21 protein-coding genes are annotated in these 16,368 nt (G+C 65.8%); 10 read left to right on the forward strand and 11 right to left on the reverse strand.

The window, feature by feature from the left end; genetic code table 11:
• Nucleotides 1–85: 85 nt before the first annotated feature.
• The 4 genes from EWH10_RS07660 to argB all read left to right on the forward strand — a co-directional run bounded on the left by EWH10_RS07660 (nt 86) and on the right by argB (nt 3,124).
• Nucleotides 86–826, forward strand: coding sequence for a TorF family putative porin (locus EWH10_RS07660; protein ID WP_065847697.1), 741 nt, complete (start codon nt 86–88; stop codon nt 824–826).
• Between the two features lie 103 nt (nt 827–929).
• Nucleotides 930–1,439 (forward strand): sterol desaturase family protein, encoded by a 510-nt coding sequence (locus tag EWH10_RS07665; RefSeq protein ID WP_061939372.1) that lies wholly within the window; start codon nt 930–932, stop codon nt 1,437–1,439.
• A 70-nt stretch (nt 1,440–1,509) separates the two neighbouring features.
• Entirely contained in the window at nt 1,510–2,181 is a 672-nt protein-coding gene (locus EWH10_RS07670; RefSeq protein WP_044661417.1) for a queuosine precursor transporter, read from the forward strand.
• A gap of 25 nt (nt 2,182–2,206) precedes the next feature.
• Complete coding sequence (gene argB / locus EWH10_RS07675) at nt 2,207–3,124, forward strand: acetylglutamate kinase (protein WP_065847699.1); 918 nt, start codon at nt 2,207–2,209, stop codon at nt 3,122–3,124.
• Between the two features lie 55 nt (nt 3,125–3,179).
• Here the strand turns inward: argB and EWH10_RS07680 are convergent, their stop codons facing one another.
• The gene (locus EWH10_RS07680; protein WP_065847700.1) at nt 3,180–3,707 is read right to left on the reverse strand and encodes a GNAT family N-acetyltransferase; all 528 of its coding nucleotides are present in this window, start codon (nt 3,705–3,707) and stop codon (nt 3,180–3,182) included.
• Between the two features lie 205 nt (nt 3,708–3,912).
• Here EWH10_RS07680 and EWH10_RS07685 point away from each other — a divergent pair, with 205 nt between their 5' ends.
• The 5 genes from EWH10_RS07685 to EWH10_RS07705 are packed head-to-tail and all read left to right on the forward strand — an operon-like array spanning nt 3,913 to nt 6,698.
• On the forward strand, nt 3,913–4,203 hold the full coding sequence (locus tag EWH10_RS07685; protein WP_007688568.1) for a YggT family protein: 291 nt from the start codon (nt 3,913–3,915) through the stop codon (nt 4,201–4,203).
• A complete protein-coding gene (locus EWH10_RS07690) occupies nt 4,200–4,529 on the forward strand; it encodes a DUF167 family protein (RefSeq protein ID WP_025549347.1) in 330 nt (109 codons plus the stop codon). The genes EWH10_RS07685 and EWH10_RS07690 overlap by 4 nt, the downstream gene beginning before the upstream one ends.
• Complete coding sequence (gene folD, locus EWH10_RS07695) at nt 4,526–5,419, forward strand: bifunctional methylenetetrahydrofolate dehydrogenase/methenyltetrahydrofolate cyclohydrolase FolD (RefSeq protein WP_044661414.1); 894 nt, start codon at nt 4,526–4,528, stop codon at nt 5,417–5,419. The genes EWH10_RS07690 and folD overlap by 4 nt, the downstream gene beginning before the upstream one ends.
• Complete coding sequence (locus EWH10_RS07700; protein WP_065847055.1) at nt 5,416–6,084, forward strand: Cif family virulence factor; 669 nt, start codon at nt 5,416–5,418, stop codon at nt 6,082–6,084. The genes folD and EWH10_RS07700 overlap by 4 nt, the downstream gene beginning before the upstream one ends.
• A complete protein-coding gene (locus EWH10_RS07705) occupies nt 6,081–6,698 on the forward strand; it encodes a MarC family protein (protein WP_025549344.1) in 618 nt (205 codons plus the stop codon). The genes EWH10_RS07700 and EWH10_RS07705 overlap by 4 nt, the downstream gene beginning before the upstream one ends.
• Nucleotides 6,699–6,801: 103 nt before the next feature.
• Here EWH10_RS07705 and EWH10_RS07710 read toward each other — a convergent pair whose 3' ends face one another.
• From EWH10_RS07710 to coxB, 10 genes are all read right to left on the reverse strand, one after another.
• Complete coding sequence (locus tag EWH10_RS07710; RefSeq protein WP_065847057.1) at nt 6,802–7,683, reverse strand: class I SAM-dependent methyltransferase; 882 nt, start codon at nt 7,681–7,683, stop codon at nt 6,802–6,804.
• Between the two features lies 1 nt (nt 7,684).
• The gene (thrC, locus tag EWH10_RS07715) at nt 7,685–9,085 is read right to left on the reverse strand and encodes a threonine synthase (RefSeq protein ID WP_044661411.1); all 1,401 of its coding nucleotides are present in this window, start codon (nt 9,083–9,085) and stop codon (nt 7,685–7,687) included.
• Between the two features lie 44 nt (nt 9,086–9,129).
• The gene (locus tag EWH10_RS07720) at nt 9,130–9,756 is read right to left on the reverse strand and encodes an SURF1 family protein (RefSeq protein ID WP_065847059.1); all 627 of its coding nucleotides are present in this window, start codon (nt 9,754–9,756) and stop codon (nt 9,130–9,132) included.
• Nucleotides 9,753–10,151, reverse strand: a complete 399-nt coding sequence (locus EWH10_RS07725) for a DUF983 domain-containing protein (RefSeq protein ID WP_229742500.1) — start codon at nt 10,149–10,151, stop codon at nt 9,753–9,755. The genes EWH10_RS07720 and EWH10_RS07725 overlap by 4 nt, the downstream gene beginning before the upstream one ends.
• A gap of 84 nt (nt 10,152–10,235) precedes the next feature.
• Entirely contained in the window at nt 10,236–11,066 is an 831-nt protein-coding gene (locus EWH10_RS07730; RefSeq protein ID WP_025549339.1) for a cytochrome c oxidase subunit 3, read from the reverse strand.
• A gap of 36 nt (nt 11,067–11,102) precedes the next feature.
• Nucleotides 11,103–11,678 carry a cytochrome c oxidase assembly protein gene (locus tag EWH10_RS07735; RefSeq protein WP_065847063.1) on the reverse strand — a complete coding sequence of 192 codons (576 nt, stop codon included), beginning with the start codon at nt 11,676–11,678 and terminating at the stop codon, nt 11,103–11,105.
• Nucleotides 11,678–11,809: a hypothetical protein gene (locus EWH10_RS22100; RefSeq protein WP_255308763.1), complete on the reverse strand. Its 132-nt coding sequence runs from the start codon at nt 11,807–11,809 to the stop codon at nt 11,678–11,680. The genes EWH10_RS07735 and EWH10_RS22100 overlap by 1 nt, the downstream gene beginning before the upstream one ends.
• Nucleotides 11,806–12,726: a heme o synthase gene (locus EWH10_RS07740; RefSeq protein ID WP_044661408.1), complete on the reverse strand. Its 921-nt coding sequence runs from the start codon at nt 12,724–12,726 to the stop codon at nt 11,806–11,808. Before EWH10_RS07740 ends, EWH10_RS22100 begins: the two co-directional genes overlap by 4 nt.
• 117 nt (nt 12,727–12,843) lie before the next feature.
• The gene (gene ctaD / locus EWH10_RS07745; protein WP_044661407.1) at nt 12,844–14,511 is read right to left on the reverse strand and encodes a cytochrome c oxidase subunit I; all 1,668 of its coding nucleotides are present in this window, start codon (nt 14,509–14,511) and stop codon (nt 12,844–12,846) included.
• 18 nt (nt 14,512–14,529) lie between these two features.
• Nucleotides 14,530–15,543: a cytochrome c oxidase subunit II gene (coxB, locus tag EWH10_RS07750; RefSeq protein ID WP_025551904.1), complete on the reverse strand. Its 1,014-nt coding sequence runs from the start codon at nt 15,541–15,543 to the stop codon at nt 14,530–14,532.
• Between the two features lie 241 nt (nt 15,544–15,784).
• Here coxB and pyrE point away from each other — a divergent pair, with 241 nt between their 5' ends.
• A complete protein-coding gene (pyrE, locus tag EWH10_RS07755; RefSeq protein ID WP_025551902.1) occupies nt 15,785–16,366 on the forward strand; it encodes an orotate phosphoribosyltransferase in 582 nt (193 codons plus the stop codon).
• Nucleotides 16,367–16,368: the final 2 nt, after the last annotated feature.

The raw sequence follows: 16,368 nt of genomic DNA on the forward strand, positions 1-16,368 counted from the left end.
ACCCGGTCCATCCCGTGCAGGGCGATAGAGATCCGGGACCATGACGCAGGTGGGACGATCGCAGATACCATCAAGGGGAAATCATATGCGTAAGTCCATACTCGGCCTCTCGGCCCTTGCCCTTGCCGCCATGTCGGCACCGGCCTTCGCTCAGGACGAGCCCACTCCGGATCTCACCGTGACCGGCAACGCTGCCGTGGTCACGGATTATCGCTTCCGCGGCATTTCGCAGACCAACAAGAAGATCGCGCTTCAGGGTGGCCTCACCATCACCCACAGCTCTGGCTTCTACGTTTCGGCCTGGGGTTCCTCGATCGACGATTATGTCGCCAATGGCTCCGATCAGGAACTCGACCTGATCGGCGGCTATTCGACGACCATTGGCGCAGCCACCATCGACGTCGGCGTCCTCTATTATTACTATCCCGGCAATGCCGAAGCGAATACCGACTTCGTCGAGCCCTATGCCTCGGTCAAGGGCACCTTCGGTCCCGCCACGGCGAAGCTGACCGTCAACTATGCGCCCAAGGCGAAGGCGCTGACGGTCGGCAACGGCAAGGAAGACAATCTCTACGTCGCAGGGGATCTGTCGACGAGCATTCCCAACACCCCGCTGGGCCTGTCGGCGCATCTGGGCCACAGCTTCGGCCCCAGCTACCTGACCATCGGCAAGGAGTATACCGACTGGAACATCGGCGCGACCTACACCTGGAATCACCTGACCCTGGGCGTTTCCTACGTCGACACCAACAAGTCGCTCTATTCGCCCGCGGGCCACAATATCAGCAAGGCCGGCGTGGTCGGTTCGATCACCGCTTCCTTCTGATCGGCCGAACGATCACCGGAAAAGGCCGCGATCCTCAGGGTCGCGGCCTTTTTCTTTGGCCAGCAGGGTCGCATGCGCCCCGTCCCGCCCCTATAATGCGCCGATGACCGCCCTTTCGCTCATCCTCATCTTCCTCGCGACAGTCGCCGCGATGGAGGGCTTCGCCTATGTCATGCACCGCTGGGTGATGCACGGGCCGGGCTGGTTCCTGCACGCCAGCCACCATCGGGAACGCACCGGCCGCTGGGAAGCGAACGACCTCTATTTCGTGATCTTCGCCATGCCCTCCATCCTGCTGCTGCTGGGCGGCGTGCAGTGGCAGTGGGGCGACTGGGCGACGGCGATGGGCGCCGGCATCGCGGCCTATGGCGCCATCTATCTCGGCTTCCACGACATCATCGTCCATCGCCGCATCGGCCATCGCCACGTCCCGCGCTCCGCCTATATGAAGCGGATCGTCCAGGCCCATCGCCTGCACCATGCGGTGGAGACGAAACAGGGCTGCGTCAGCTTCGGCTTCCTCGTCGCGCCAAGCCCGGAAGCGTTGAAACGCACACTCGCGCGGAACGGCAAGGCGGGGCTGCGCGCCGCCAAGGGCGCTTTGGAAAGCTGAACGGGCGAACGGAAGCTGCCCCGCCTTCTAAGCACTTCCCACTCCGCCGAAACCCCGGTAAGTGCCGGCAATGGCTTCACATCCCGCGCCCATTGCGCGTTCGCTTTTCGTCTTTTCGATCTTCTACGGCGGCATGGTCTGCATTGCGGGCGTGCTCGGCAACAAACAGGTGACGCTGGGGCCGCTGTCCGCCATCGGTCCCTGGTTCGGCCTTGGTCCGCTGGCGGTGGAGGCAGGCATATTCGCCTTCCTGCTGCTGGTGACGATTTCCAGCGCCGTGGCGGAACTGCATGGCCGCGCCGTCGCCAACCGGCTGGTGCAGGTGGGCTTCCTGCCGCTGATCGCCTCCATATTGCTGTCCATCGTCGTGCTGTCCGTGCCCGCCGCCAGCGACATGGACCCGGCAAGGCGCGACGCCTTCGCGCTGATGATGGGCGGCACGCCGCGCATCTGGCTGGGCGGGATCATCGCCTATGGCATTTCGCAGACGCTGAACGTCACCCTCTTCGCCGCGCTCAAGGGGCGGGAGGGCAGCCGCCTGCTCTGGCTGCGCGCCGCGGTCGCAAGCATATTGTCGCAGATCGCGGATACCCTGCTCTTCGTCTCCATCGCCTTTTACGGCGTGTTCCCGATCGGAGAGCTGCTGCTGGGCCAGATGCTGGCGAAGATCACGCTGTCGGCGCTGCTGGTGCCGCCCGTCATCTATGCGCTGGTCGCGCTGGGGCGGCGGCTGGATCGCTAGCTTGCGGCTGGGCGCATAGTGCCCTATGCGCCCGCGCATGAACAGCAAGCACGCCCCCGATCCGGCGCTCCTCGCCAAGGCCGAAACCCTCGTCGAAGCATTGCCCTATATGCAGCGATATGCGGGCAAGACCTTCGTCGTGAAATATGGCGGCCATGCCATGGGCGATCCGGAGGCGGCGCGCGATTTCGCGGAGGATGTCGTGCTGATGAAGGCGGTCGGCATCAATGTCGTCGTCGTCCATGGCGGCGGACCGCAGATCGGCGCGATGCTGAAGAAGCTGGGCGTCGAATCGCAGTTCGTCGGCGGCCTGCGCGTCACTGACAAGGAAACCGCGCAGATCGCGGAAATGGTGCTGGCCGGATCGATCAACAAGGAGATCGTGGGCTGGATCTCCGGCGCTGGTGGCCGCGCGGTCGGCATTTCGGGCAAGGATGGCGGCCTGGTCCTCTGCGAAAAGGTGCTGGGCAAGCGGGAGGCGGACCCCAATTCCGGCATAGAACGCAATGTCGACCTGGGTTTTGTCGGCGATCCGGTGCGGGTCGACCGCAGCATCCTCGACACGCTGACGCAGAACGGGATCATTCCGGTGGTCGCGCCGGTAGGCACCGGCGCGGACGGGCACACCTACAATGTCAATGCCGACACCATGGCGGGCGCCATAGCAGCGGAATTGCAGGCGGCGCGCTTCTTCCTCCTCACCGACGTGGCGGGCGTGCTGGACAAGCAGGGCCAGTTGCTGACCGATCTCGACCCGGCGGCGATCCAGGGACTGGAGGAGGACGGCACCATCAGCGGCGGCATGATCCCGAAGCTGGAAACCTGCGTCCGTGCGGTGGAAGGGGGGGTGGACGCCGCCGTCATCCTCGACGGCCGGGTGCCGCATGCGATGCTGCTGGAAATCTTCACCGATCGCGGTGCGGGCACGTTGGTGCACCGGTGATCGGACGGTAAGGCCATGTGCTCCCGCCCGCGCAGGAGCACACTCATCTGCCTCTTCAACGCCCTTTGAGAAGCAGCGCCGGATCGGCCCAATGATAGCGCTGCTCCGGCAAGGTGCGCCCATCGGAACCGGCTTTGGCCGTGTTTTCCACCACCAGCCCGCCGCGATGCCCATAAAATCCCCGCGCCGCATGATTGTCGGCATAGCACCAGAGGTACAGGCCGCTTCCGGGGAAATGCTCCAGCGACCATCGGGCCGCCTCGGCCAACAAGGCGCTGCCCAGCCCCTTGCCCCTGGCGTCCGGCAGGGCATGCAGATTGTCGACCAGCGTGCCCCAGCGCGGATGATCCGCGCCGACCAGGCAGGCGAAGCCGACCGGCCGCCCCTCCTCTTCCACGACGATGATCCGCTGTGTGGGCGCTGCTTCGGCCAGCCGCCGCCTCCAATGCGCCAACCGCTCCGCCTCGATCCCGCCCGCCAGATAGGCCGGGTCCATGAAATGCGCATAGGCGCTGCGCCAGCTTGCCACATGGCAGGCGGCGATCAGCGGAGCGTCCTCGGGCGTGGCATCGCGAAATTCCATGGGGCGGGGTATAGCGGCGGGGCCGGCGAAATCCATGCCGCTGGCCGAACGGGCCTTGCATCTGGTGGAATAATCCCCCACCGCGCTGGCGATGTGGGCATCCCCTCGGCTCCATCAGCTTTGCTTTCCGCGATTTCCGGGCCGTCTGATGTTCCATCCGGCTTGAAATCGCTCTAGAGCGAATGCCCATCAATTCGGAGATCGCATGGCCTACGCCCTCTATCAGATCATCGTCATCCTGCTCGATGTGCTGTGGTGGATCATCATCATCCAGGCCATCATGAGCTGGCTGATCGCCTTCAACGTCGTCAATCTCTCCAATGATTTCGTGCGCACCGTGATGGTCGCGCTGGATCGGATGACGGCGCCCATCTACAATCCCATCCGCCGGGTGCTGCCGGACCTGGGCGCGCTCGACCTGTCGCCCATGGTCGTGCTGCTGGGCATTCTCATCATCCGCCAGGCCATATTGCCGCCGCTGTTCGGGCTGGTGTGACGGTCTGGAGCCGGGACGGCGACGATCTCCTCCTCTCCGTCCGCCTGACGCCGGGCGCGACGCGGGAGGAGGTCGGCGGCGTCTGGACGGACGACAGGGGCGCGGCGTGGCTGAGCGCCCGCGTCCGCGCCGTGCCGGAAAAGGGCAAGGCCAATGCGGCGCTGATCGCGCTGCTGGCGAAGCGGCTGGATTGGCCCCGCAGCGCGATTTCGCTGGAATCGGGCGACACCAACCGGCTAAAGCGGCTGCGGATCAAGGGGGGCGGTGAAGCGTTGGCCTATGGCCGGCTCTCCACCATTATCGAAGAACAGGGTGAAGCATCATGACCATCGGCAAGATCATCGACGGCAAGGCCTTTGCGGAGACGCTTCGCGGCAAGGTCGCGGACGGGGTCGGCGCTTTCATAGCGAAGACGGGACGCAAGCCGGGTCTGGCCGTGGTGCTGGTGGGCGAGGACCCGGCCAGTTCCGTCTATGTCCGCAACAAGGGCAAGATGACCGTCGCCGTGGGCATGGAGAGCATGGAGTTCAAGCTGCCCGCTTCCATAGGCGAGGAGGAATTGCTGGACCTGGTCGAGGAACTGAATGCCGACGACCGGGTGGACGGCATCCTCGTCCAGTTGCCGCTGCCGTCGCACATCAACGAAGCATCGGTGATCGGCACGATCGATCCCGCCAAGGATGTGGATGGGTTCCATGTCGTCAATTCGGGCCTGCTCGCCACGGGGCAGGAGGCGCTGGTGCCCTGCACGCCGCTGGGCTGCATCATGCTGCTGAAGGATGAGCTGGGCGACCTTTCCGGCCTGGAGGCGGTGGTCGTCGGCCGCTCCAACATCGTGGGCAAGCCGATGGCGCAATTGCTGCTGGCGGAAAATTGCACGGTCACCATCGCGCACAGCCGCACGCGGGACATCGCCTCGGTGGTGCATCGCGCCGACATCGTCGTCGCCGCCGTGGGCCGGGCGGAAATGGTGAAGGGCGAGTGGATCAGGCCCGGCGCGACCGTGATCGACGTCGGCATCAACCGCGTCACCGATACGGATGACGGCAAGAGCCGGATCGTCGGCGACGTCGCCACGGCCGAGGCGCTGGCGCATGTCCGCGCCATCACCCCGGTGCCGGGCGGCGTCGGGCCGATGACCATCGCCGTCCTGCTGCGCAATACGCTGGTGGCGGCGCATGCGCGGGCCGGACTGCCCAAGCCGGAGGGGCTGTGAAGGCGCGCGCCGCGCTTCTTGCCCTGACATTGCCGGCGCTGGTGGGCGCGCGCCCGCCCATGCGTTATCAACCCGATCCCAGTTCCGTGTTCGCCGCCGAACTCGCCTTCAACCGGCTGGCGCAGCAGAAGGGGCAATGGACCGCCTTCCGCGCAACGGCAGCGGACGAGGCGGTGATGTTCGTGCCGCAGCGGGTGCTGGCGAAGCAATGGCTGAAGGGCCGCGCCGATCCGCCCGCCCCGGTAAGCTGGACGCCGTCGGCCATCTATGTGTCCTGCGACGGCAATCTGGCGGCCAGCACCGGCGGCTGGAAGCGGCCGGACGGATCGGTCGGCTATTTCACCACCATCTGGCAACGGGACAGGAAGGGCGAATGGAAATGGATCATGGACCATGGCGACACGCTCGCCAGCGCTCGTGAAGCGCCCGAATTCCTCATCGGCAAGGTCGCGACCTGCAAGCGCGGCCGCGCCGGCGACGGCCCCCGGCCGGCCGTTCCCCCTCCGGATCGCAAAACGAGCGGGATACAGCCGGTTCCCCGCGACGAAAGCCTGAGCTGGAGCGCAGAGGCCGCCGCGGACGGCAGCCGCCGCGTGACCGTGCGCATGTGGAACGGCGCCGGCTATGAAACGGTGATCGACGACAGGGTGGCCGCGGCGCCATGACGGAACTGTTCATCTCCGCCTTCGTCACCCTGTTCGTGGTGATCGACCCGCCGGGCTGCGCGCCGATCTATGCCAGCCTCACCACCGGCGCGACGCAGATCCAGCGGCGCGGCATGGCGATCCGCGCCGTGGCCATCGCCGCAGGCATCCTGCTGCTGTTCGCGCTCTGGGGCAAGCAGTTGCTGGGCGTGCTGGGAATAGAGCTGGACAGTTTCCGCATCGCGGGCGGGATCATGCTGTTCATCATCGCCATGGACATGGTGTTCGAAAAGCGCACCCAGCGGCGAGAGGACCGGGCGCAGAAGATCGCGGAGACGCCCGAGGTCGAGGATGTTTCGGTCTTCCCCATGGCGATGCCGATGATCGCCGGGCCGGGTTCGATCGCCACGGTCATGCTGCTGATGTCACGGGCAGAAGGGCTGAGCGAGCGGCTGGTGGTGATCGGCGCGGTGGTCGTGACGCTGGTGCTGATGCTGGGGTCGCTGCTGGCGGCGGGGCCGATCATGGCGCTGCTCGGCGCCAAGATCGAAGCGGTGATCACGCGGCTGCTGGGCGTCCTGCTGGCGGCACTGGCCGCTCAGTTCGTGATCGACGGGCTGAAGGCCAGTTTCTAAAGCGCACAGCGTTAATCGGGCGCGGGCAGGAGCCCGGTCGACACGTCTGGACCACGCAGACGGAACAAACTTCAGCCGCCCGTCGCCCAATGACGGAATGGACTCAGCGGCTCCACCGGGCCCAGATCGCGGTGGGCAGCATCAATCCGCGCGCCTCTTCGCGCACCGCCAGTTCGCCCGCTTCCACGGTGCCCGGCAGATCGGCAAAGGCCTGGCGCAGCAATTCCCCGATGGCCAGCGCCGACATGCGCACGGCATAGACGGTCAGGAACAGAAAGCGGCTGTCCGCATCCAGCAATTGCCGGCAATGGGCGATCAGCCCCGGCAGATCCTCCTCCAGCCGCCAGACCTCTCCATCGGGCCCACGGCCATATTTGGGGGGATCGAGCAGTATGCCGTCATAGCGCCGCCCGCGCCGCACCTCGCGCGCGACGAACTTCGCCGCATCGTCGACGATCCAGCGGACCGGCCGGTCCTCCAACCCCGACAGCGCGGCGTTGGCCCGCGCCTGCGCCACCGACTTCTTGGAGGCATCGACATGCACCATCTGCGCGCCCGCCGCCGCCATGGCCAGCGTGCCGACGCCGGTATAGCCGAACAGGTTCATCACCTGCGCCTGATCCCCGGCGCTGACCTTGTCCGCGACCTTGCCGCGCATCCAGTCCCAGACCGGCGCCATGTCGGGAAAGAAGCCCAGATGGCGAAAGGGCGTGCAACTCGCCTGGAACGTCACCTCGTTCCAGCGCAGGGGCCAGCCTTCGGCCGGCACGGGGCGCTCGTAGAACCAGCGCCCGCCGCCCTCCTCGTCGGAACCGGGGACGAATTCGCCGTCGGCCTGCCAATCGTCCTGCGCCGGCGCCCACATCGCCTGCGGCTCCGGCCGGATAAAGCGGTAACGGCCATAGCGCTCCAGCTTCCGCCCATGACCCGAATCGATCAGGCCATAATCGGACCAGGACTCGCCTATAAGGGTCTGGAGGTTCACCTCAGCCCCTCGGCGTCGCCCGCTCCGCGACATAGGCCGTGACCGCGTCGAAGGTGCCGGGCAGCTTGGCATAGGCCTCTTCCCGCGCGAACAGGTCGCCCACGCGCGAAGGCAGCGAGGGGCGGATTCCCGTGGCCCGCTCGACCGCCGTGGGGAACTTGGCCGCATGCGCCGTCGCCAGCGTGACCACCGGCACCGCCGGGTCGAGGTCGATCGCCCGCGCCGCCGCCAGGCCGACCGCGCTGTGCGGATCGATCACCTGCCCCGCCGCGTCATAGGCCCATCGCATCGCCATGGTCATGGCGTCGGCATCGACCCGCGCCGACGCGAACAGCGCCGATGCGCCGTCCCGCTGCGCATTGGTGAGGCGCATCGCCTTGCTCGCTTCGAATCCCTTCATCTGCTCCGCCAGCGCCCTGCCGTCGCGCCCGCCCGCATCGAACAGCAGCCGCTCGAAGTTCGAACTGACCTGAATGTCCATGCTGGGGGTGGCGGTCGCCACCACCTGCCCCTGGCTATAGTCACCTTCCGACAGCGCGCGGTGGAGGATGTCGTTGACGTTGGTCGCGACCATCAGTTTCGCGACCGGCAAGCCCATCTTCGCCGCGACATAGCCCGCGAACACATCACCGAAATTGCCGGTGGGGACGGAGAAGGCGATGGCGCGTTCAGGCGCCCCCAGACGGACCGCGGCGTAGAAATAATAGACGACCTGCGCCATCAGCCGGGCCCAGTTGATGCTGTTCACCGCCGACAGGTTGAAACGGCGCGCGAAGCCGGCGTCGTTGAACATCGCCTTCACCAGCGCCTGCGCGTCGTCGAAGCTGCCGTCGATGGCGATATTGTGGACATTAGGCGCCAGCACCGTGGTCATCTGCCGCCGCTGCACGTCCGACACGCGGCCGTCCGGATGCAGCATGAAGATGTCGATCTTCTCACGTCCGGCGACCGCATCGATCGCCGCCGATCCGGTGTCGCCGGACGTCGCGCCGACGATGGTCAGATGATCGTCCCGACGCGACAGGAAGCGCTCGAACAACTGGCCCAGCAGTTGCAGCGCCACATCCTTGAACGCCAGCGTCGGCCCGTGGAACAGCTCCAGCAGCCAATGCCGGTGGTTGAGCTGCACCAGCGGCGTCACCGCGTCATGGCTGAACCGGCCATAGGCGGCGGTGCACAGCTCCCGCAATTCCTCTTCGCCCAGCGATCCGGCGACGAAAGGCGCCATGACCCGTACCGCCGTTTCGACATAGGAAAGGCCCGAAAGCGCGCGAATCTGGTCTGCGGAGAAGCTGGGCCAGCTTTCCGGCACATAGAGACCGCCATCGGACGCCAGCCCGGCCAGCGTCACATCCTCGAACCCGAGCGCAGGCGCGCTCCCTCTGGTGCTCACATAGTGCATGATGGGGTAGCGCGGTAACGCCGGACGCGCCTTCGGGCAAGCTTTTAAGGTCGCGGCGTCCGTCTGCGCAACGCGAGGAGGTAGATGACCGCCGCGATGCCGGCGAAGAAGAACCATTGCACGGCATAGGCCAGATGGTTGTTGGGCACGTCGGCGGCGGTGGGCGGCGCCAGCGGCTTGAGACCCGGCACCGGTTCTCCGGCGATCAGCATGGGCCGCAAGGGCATGGCCCGGCCGCCGATCCGCGACAGGAGCGAGCGGTGATCGGGTTCCTCCCCGATCCAGCCACGCATCTGACCGCCCTGCCATTGGGGCTTGGCGTCCGGCGTTCTGGCGACGCCCGCCGCCACCAGCACACCCGGCCCCTCGATGCCCGTCGCGCATTCGGCAATATAGCGGTAGCCGACCGATCCATCAGCGGCCCGCCCGGCTTCGCTGCGCCATCGGACGACCCGAAGGCAGTGGACGGAGGAGCGCCGGAACAGAAGTTCGGGCGGCACGGGCGGATGGGCGGGAAAGGCGATGGCAGGCTTGGCCGGATTCGCCGCGACCAGGCTCAGCGTCGCCTCCTTCTCCGCCCGGCGTTGAAGCTGCCAGACGCCAAGGCCGATCATCACCAGCACCGCCGCCGCGACGATCAGCGTCGGGACAAGAGGCAGGCGGCGGCTCATGCCTCGCGGTCCCCGGCGGTCAACCATCCCTCGCGCGCCTTGTTGCGATATTCCAGGATGAGCAGCGCGCCCTTCGCCACCCGCAGGCTGCCGATCACGGCCAGGACGGTCAGCGGCGTCCAGAGCAGGATGTGCAGCCAGAGCGGCGGGTGGACCTTCAATTCCAGCATCAGCGCCATCGCCACCATCAGCGCGCCGATGATCAGCGTCAGGAAGGCGGCAGGGCCGTCCCCGACATTGAACTGGCCATAGTCCAGCCCACAGGACCGGCACGAAGCGGCAAAGCGAACGGGGCCCGCGAACAGCGTCGACGCGCCGCATCGCGGACAGGCGCCCATGGCCGAAGCGATCAACAGCGGCTGCGGCATGGGGGATTGGGGATCTGGCGAGGACATGGGGTCAGGCATAATGCCCGCCGCCGAAAAAGAAAACGGCCGGAACAGGTCCGGCCGTCTTTCGCAAATCCATCGGCGGAAGGATCAACCGCCGTGGACCGGCGCGCCCCAGCCGCCCCAGACATAGATGGCGACGAAGAGGAACAGCCACACCACGTCGACGAAATGCCAGTACCAGGCAGCCGCCTCGAAACCGAAATGCTGGCGCGGGGTGAAGTCGCCCCTGTGCGCGCGGATCAGGTTCACCAGCAGGAAGATGGTGCCGATCAGCACGTGGAAGCCGTGGAAGCCCGTCGCCATGTAGAAGGCGGAGCTATAGGGGCTGCCGCCGAAGGGGAACGGCGCATGGGCATATTCATAGGCCTGGATGGAGGAGAAGAGAACGCCCAGGATGACCGTCAGCGTCAGCCCCTTCTTCAGCCCCTCGCGGTCGCCGTGGATCAGCGCATGGTGCGCCCAGGTGACGGTCGTGCCCGAGCAGAGCAGGATCAGCGTGTTGAGCAGCGGCAGTTCGAAGGCGTTCATCACCTCGATGCCCTTCGACGGGAACAGGCCCTCGATCGGCGCCAACTGGCTGGGGAAGAGCGAGAAGTCGAAGAAGGACCAGAACCAGCCCACGAAGAACATGACTTCCGACGCGATGAACAGGATCATGCCGTAGCGCAGGTGAAGCTGCACCACCGGCGTATGATCGCCCGCATGCGCCTCCGCGATGACATTGGCCCACCAGCTGTACATGGTGAACAGCACGCCCGCGACGCCGATCAGGAACACCCAGCCGCCGCCGGCGGGCAGCGCATCGGGATGCATCCACATGATCGCGCCGAAAGCCATGACCAGCGCCGACATGGAGCCGAAAAAGGGCCAGATGCTGGGCGGAAGAATATGATAATCGTGGTTCTTGGCGCCTGCCATGACGTTTCTCATCCCCGTTCGCGTTATGATTGTGCCTTAGCTTGGCTTCTTGTCCTGCTCAACAGGATAGAAGGTGTAGCTGAGCGTGATTTCCTGCGTGTCCTTATTGTCGGCGTCCGTCAATATCTTCGGGTCGACATAGTAGATCACCGGCATGCGCACCTGCTCTCCCGGCTGCAGCGTTTGCTGGGTGAAGCAGAAGCACTGGATCTTGGTGAAATAGGCGCCCGCCTGAAGCGGCGTGACGTTGAAGCTCGCGGTCCCCGTCACCGGCTTGTCCGACATGTTCTTCGCCACGAAGATCGCCATGTTGCGCGCGCCGACCGTCACGGTCTGGGTGCGGCGTTCGGGATGGAACTGCCACGGCATGCCCGGCGCCACATTGGAATCGAAGCGGATCGACATGCGGTGGCCCACCGCTTCCCTGACCTGCACATCGGCGGCCGCCCGCTGCGTGGTGCCGCCGAAGCCGGTCTGCTCGCAGAAAATGCGGTAGAGTGGCACGGAAGCGAAACCCAGGCCCAGCATGGCGAGACCGACGCCCGCCATGCCGATCATGGTCCGCCGGTTGCGGCGGTCCCGGTCGAAAGGCGATGGCGGCAGGCTCGCCATCACTGGCCGCCGCCGATCTTGGCGATGGTGATCGCGTAGAAAAGGATGACCAGCGCGCCCAGCAGCACGCCCGTCACGATGGCGCGGGATTTCTGCCGCGCGCGGACCTGCCGGTCTTCCTCGGGGGTCATGCGGCCACCCAGCGGTCCACGACCACCGCGCCGAAGAGGAGGAAGAGGTAGAGGACCGAATATTTGAACAGGCGCTTTTCCGGGGTCATGCGCGCGGGATCGCTCTCGCGCCGGCGGAACACCTGAAAGGCCAGGGCCACGAACAGCGCCGTGCCGAGCAGGGCCGTGGTGCCATAGATGGGCCCGGTAAGGCGCAGCAGGACCGGCGCCATGGCGGCGACGGCCATGATCGCGGTGTAGAACCAGATCTGGCGCCGCGTCGCCACCTCGCCGGAAACGACCGGCAGCATGGGAATGCCGGCGGCGGCATAATCCGTCTTCACGAACAGGGCCAGCGCCCAGAAATGGGGCGGCGTCCAGAAGAAGATCAGCATGAACAGCGCAACCGGCAGGGCGCCGATGTCGCCCGTCACCGCCGCCCAGCCGATGACGGGGGGGAAGGCGCCCGCCGCGCCGCCGATGACGATGTTCTGCGCCGTCCTGGGCTTGAGCCAGATGGTGTAGACGAAGACGTAGAAGAGGATCGACACGGTCAGCACCGCCGCCGCCAGCCAGTTGGTCGCGACGCCCATCAGCAGGACCGAGAAGAAGGAGAGCCCGACACCGAAATGCAGCGCCGACTGGCGGTCCATCCGCCCGGCCGGCAGCGGCCGGTTGGCCGTGCGCTTCATCTTCGCGTCGATGTCGGCTTCATACCACTGGTTGAGCGTCGCCGCGGCGCCCGCGCCCAGCGCGATGCAGAGAATCGCCGTGAAGGCCAGAACCGGGTGGATATGCCCCGGCGCCGCGAGCAGACCGCACAGCCCGGTAAAGACGACCAGCGTCATCACCCTGGGCTTGGTCAGCGCGACGAAGTCCCGCCAGTGCGCGGGAATCACAGGAGCCGAACCTTCGGTCATGATCGGCGTGCTTGCCATAATCTCCTCATGCGGCAACCCGGCGCGACGGCCGCGCCGGGATCGCCCTGATTCCGGAATTGGCGGCCTTTACGCCAATCCGGGCGTTCCGGCAAACCGGAACGCCCTTGCCTGCGGTCAGTCGATGACCGGCAGCGTCTCGAACTGGTGGAAGGGCGGCGGGCTGGACAGGGTCCATTCCAGCGTCGTGGCGCCTTCGCCCCACGGATTGCCCTCCGCCTTCTTGCCGGCAACCAGCGACCAGACAAGGTTGACGAAGAAGATCAGCATGCCGGCCGCCATGATCTCATAGCCGTGGCTGGCGACCTTGTTCCAATAGGCGAAGGCTTCCGGATAGTCGGGATAGCGGCGCGGCATGCCCGACAGGCCGAGGAAGTGCATCGGGAAGAACAGCATGTTCACGCCGACGAAGAACACCCAGAAGTGCAGATGGCCGAGGAATTCATTGTACATCCGGCCCGACATCTTCGGGAACCAGTAGTAGAAGCCGGCGAACAGCCCGAACACCGCGCCCAGCGACAGCACATAGTGGAAATGCGCGACCACATAATAGGTGTCGTGCAGCACGTCGTCCACGCCGCCATTGGCCAGCACCACGCCGGTGACGCCACCCACGGTGAACAGGAAGATGAAGCCCAGAGCCCAGACCATCGGGGTCTTGTAGCTGATCGACCCGCCCCAGATCGTCGCGATCCAGGAGAAGATCTTGATGCCGGTCGGCACCGCGATCACCATGGTGGCGGCGGTGAAGTACATCTTCACGTTGACCGACATGCCGGTGGTGAACATGTGGTGCGCCCAGACGACGAAACCGACGACGCCGATCGCGACCATGGCGTAGGCCATGCCGAGATAGCCGAAGACCGGCTTGCGGCTGAAGGTCGAGACGATCTGGCTGATGATGCCGAAGCCCGGCAGGATCATGATGTACACTTCGGGGTGGCCGAAGAACCAGAAGAGATGCTGGTACAGTTCCGGATCGCCGCCGCCGGCGGCATCGTAGAAGGTCGTGCCGAAATTACGGTCGGTCAGCAGCATGGTGATCGCGGCGGCAAGCACGGGAAGCGCGAGCAGCAGCAGGAAGGCGGTGACCAGCACCGACCAGACGAACAGCGGCATCTTGTGCAGGGTCATGCCCGGCGCGCGCATGTTGAGGATGGTCGTGATGAAGTTGATCGCGCCCAGGATCGAGCTGGCGCCCGCGATGTGCAGCGACAGGATCGCCATGTCGACCGCCGGCCCCGCCGAGCCGCTGGTGGAGAGCGGCGCATAGACCGTCCAGCCGGTGCCCGCGCCGTTTCCGGTGCCGCCGGGCACGAAGGTCGAGCCGAGGAGCAGGACGAAGGCGGGGATGAGCAGCCAGAAGCTGATGTTGTTCATCCGCGGGAACGCCATGTCCGGCGCGCCGATCATGATCGGCACGAACCAGTTGCCGAAGCCGCCGATCATCGCTGGCATCACCATGAAGAAGACCATGATGAGGCCATGGGCGGTGATCAGCACGTTCCACAGGTGATAGGCCTGATCCAGCGTCGCTTCGGGACCGTCGCTGAACTGCGCCCAGGTCTGGAGATACTGGATGCCCGGCTGCGCCAGTTCGGCGCGCATCAGGCCGGAAATCGCGCCGCCGATGATGCCGGCGATGATCGCGAAGATCAGGTAGAGCGTGCCGATGTCCTTATGGTTGGTCGACATGAACCAACGCTGGAAGAAGGCCGGCTTGTGGTCGGCGTCATGATGCTCATGAGCATGATCGCCGTGATGATCTGCGGTAATGGTGGTCATGGCGTCTATGCCCTTACATCAAAGCTTGGCGGCAGGAGCGGCGGCGGGCGCGGCGGCTTCGGCCGTGGCCGCGGGTGCGGCGGCCTTCAGCGTGCCGCCCTGCGACAGCAGCCACTGGTCGAACTGCGCGGGCTCCAGCGCCTCGATCGCGATCGGCATGAAGCCGTGGCGCGCGCCGCAAAGCTCGGAACACTGGCCGTAATAGACGCCCGGCTTCTCGATGGTGAAGCTCTTCTCATTCAGGCGGCCCGGCACCGCGTCCATCTTCACCCAGAGCGAGGGGACCGCGAAGCTGTGGATCACGTCGGCGCCGGTGATGATCAGCTTGATCGGGCGGCCGACCGGCAGGACCAGACGATTGTCGGGCGCCAGCAGATAGGGCTCGCCATTCGCCTCCGCCTTGTCCTTGGGCAGCATGTTCGAAACGAATTCCGGAATGCCGTTGTCGGGATATTCATAGCCCCAATACCATTGATAGCCGGTGACCTTGACGGTCAGCGCATCCTTGGGGGCGGGCTTGTACTGGTCCGCCAGCAGGCCGATCGACGGCACGGCGATGGCCAGCAGGATCACGACCGGCACCACGGTCCAGATCACCTCGATCACCGTATTGTGCGATGTCTTGGACGGCGTCGGATTGGCGCTGCGGCGGAAACGGACCATCACATAGAGCATCAGGACCAGGACGAAGATCGAGATGATGGTGATGATCGGCACCAGCATCACGTCATGCAGCCAGCGCGCCGTGTGCCCGGTGGGCGAGAACTGCTTCTGGAGGGTGATTTCGCCCGGCATCGGCATGCCGATGCCTGGAGTGGGCTTCATCCGGGGCGGCGCGGCCACCTTCGCCGCGGGCGCGGCATCCGCGGCGGGCGCCGCTGCATTGCCGGCCGAATCAGCGGCCGCGGCTTCGTTCCCGGCGGCTGGAGCCGCGACGGCGGCATTGTCCTGGGCCAGTGCCGGACCGTTCATGGCGAGCGTGGGCGCAAAGGCCAACAACCCGGCGAGAACGAGCGATTTCACCTTGTTCATAAGCGTCTTCTTACCCCGTAACCCCTTGGCGCCGCTGCAACGAAGACACACGCATACACGTCCCCCCCGCCCGTATCGGTCTGCCGCGGCTTATAAGCATCTTTTTTTACGCCTCAAGCTTCCACAACCAGATTTTCTTCGCTGTTGCAACGCCTAGTTGGTGAGCCTATCTCGCTCTCCGCGCACAGGGGCGCGATCATGGGGCGACCCATGAAGGGTAAGCCATGGATCGAAGACACGGATGACCGACGAGGAAGTATTAGCGGAATTCAGGGCTGCAGGCGCGTTGCTGGAGGGGCATTTCATTCTGTCCTCGGGCCGCCGCAGCGCCAATTACCTGCAGTGCGCGCGCGTGCTGATGAACGCGGAACGCGCGGGGCGGCTGGCGCGCGCCACGGTGCAGAAGCTGCCGCGCGAACTGCGGCAGGAAATCGACCTGGTGGTCTCCCCTGCCATGGGCGGCCTCATCATCGGCCATGAAATCGGCCGCGCGCTCGACAAGGATGCCGTATTCCTGGAACGCCCCGAAGGCACGTTCGAACTGCGCCGCGGCTTCGCCATCGCGCCGGGGCAGAAGGTGCTGATGGTGGAGGACGTCGTCACCACCGGCCTCTCCTCCCGCCAGGCGATAGAGGCGGTCGAGGCGGAGGGCGGCATCGTCATAGCGGAAGCCGCGCTGGTCGACCGTTCCGCCGGAGAGGTGGAGCTGGGCGTGCCCTTCTATCCGCTCGTCAGCATCAACTTCCCGGTCTACGACGCCGATCAGGTCCCGCCCGAACTGGCGGCGATCCCGGCGATCAAGCCGGGCAGCCGGAAGCAGTAGCC

It is taken from the genome of Sphingobium fuliginis (assembly GCF_004152845.1).
GTDB classification, from domain to species: Bacteria; Pseudomonadota; Alphaproteobacteria; order Sphingomonadales; family Sphingomonadaceae; genus Sphingobium; species Sphingobium fuliginis.

Excerpts from the sequence above, each read along its gene's own strand:
- EWH10_RS07660 (WP_065847697.1), top strand. The coding sequence starts at position 86 with ATGCGTAAGTCCATACTCGGCCTCTCGGCCCTTGCCCTTGCCGCCATG.
- EWH10_RS07665 (WP_061939372.1), top strand. The coding sequence starts at position 930 with ATGACCGCCCTTTCGCTCATCCTCATCTTCCTCGCGACAGTCGCCGCG.
- EWH10_RS07670 (WP_044661417.1), top strand. The coding sequence starts at position 1,510 with ATGGCTTCACATCCCGCGCCCATTGCGCGTTCGCTTTTCGTCTTTTCG.
- argB (WP_065847699.1), top strand. The coding sequence starts at position 2,207 with ATGCGCCCGCGCATGAACAGCAAGCACGCCCCCGATCCGGCGCTCCTC.
- EWH10_RS07680 (WP_065847700.1), bottom strand. The coding sequence starts at position 3,707 with ATGGAATTTCGCGATGCCACGCCCGAGGACGCTCCGCTGATCGCCGCC.
- EWH10_RS07685 (WP_007688568.1), top strand. The coding sequence starts at position 3,913 with ATGGCCTACGCCCTCTATCAGATCATCGTCATCCTGCTCGATGTGCTG.
- folD (WP_044661414.1), top strand. The coding sequence starts at position 4,526 with ATGACCATCGGCAAGATCATCGACGGCAAGGCCTTTGCGGAGACGCTT.
- EWH10_RS07705 (WP_025549344.1), top strand. The coding sequence starts at position 6,081 with ATGACGGAACTGTTCATCTCCGCCTTCGTCACCCTGTTCGTGGTGATC.
- thrC (WP_044661411.1), bottom strand. The coding sequence starts at position 9,085 with ATGCACTATGTGAGCACCAGAGGGAGCGCGCCTGCGCTCGGGTTCGAG.
- EWH10_RS07720 (WP_065847059.1), bottom strand. The coding sequence starts at position 9,756 with ATGAGCCGCCGCCTGCCTCTTGTCCCGACGCTGATCGTCGCGGCGGCG.
- EWH10_RS07725 (WP_229742500.1), bottom strand. The coding sequence starts at position 10,151 with ATGTCCTCGCCAGATCCCCAATCCCCCATGCCGCAGCCGCTGTTGATC.
- EWH10_RS07730 (WP_025549339.1), bottom strand. The coding sequence starts at position 11,066 with ATGGCAGGCGCCAAGAACCACGATTATCATATTCTTCCGCCCAGCATC.
- EWH10_RS07735 (WP_065847063.1), bottom strand. The coding sequence starts at position 11,678 with ATGGCGAGCCTGCCGCCATCGCCTTTCGACCGGGACCGCCGCAACCGG.
- EWH10_RS22100 (WP_255308763.1), bottom strand. The coding sequence starts at position 11,809 with ATGACCCCCGAGGAAGACCGGCAGGTCCGCGCGCGGCAGAAATCCCGC.
- EWH10_RS07740 (WP_044661408.1), bottom strand. The coding sequence starts at position 12,726 with ATGGCAAGCACGCCGATCATGACCGAAGGTTCGGCTCCTGTGATTCCC.
- ctaD (WP_044661407.1), bottom strand. The coding sequence starts at position 14,511 with ATGACCACCATTACCGCAGATCATCACGGCGATCATGCTCATGAGCAT.
- coxB (WP_025551904.1), bottom strand. The coding sequence starts at position 15,543 with ATGAACAAGGTGAAATCGCTCGTTCTCGCCGGGTTGTTGGCCTTTGCG.
- pyrE (WP_025551902.1), top strand. The coding sequence starts at position 15,785 with ATGACCGACGAGGAAGTATTAGCGGAATTCAGGGCTGCAGGCGCGTTG.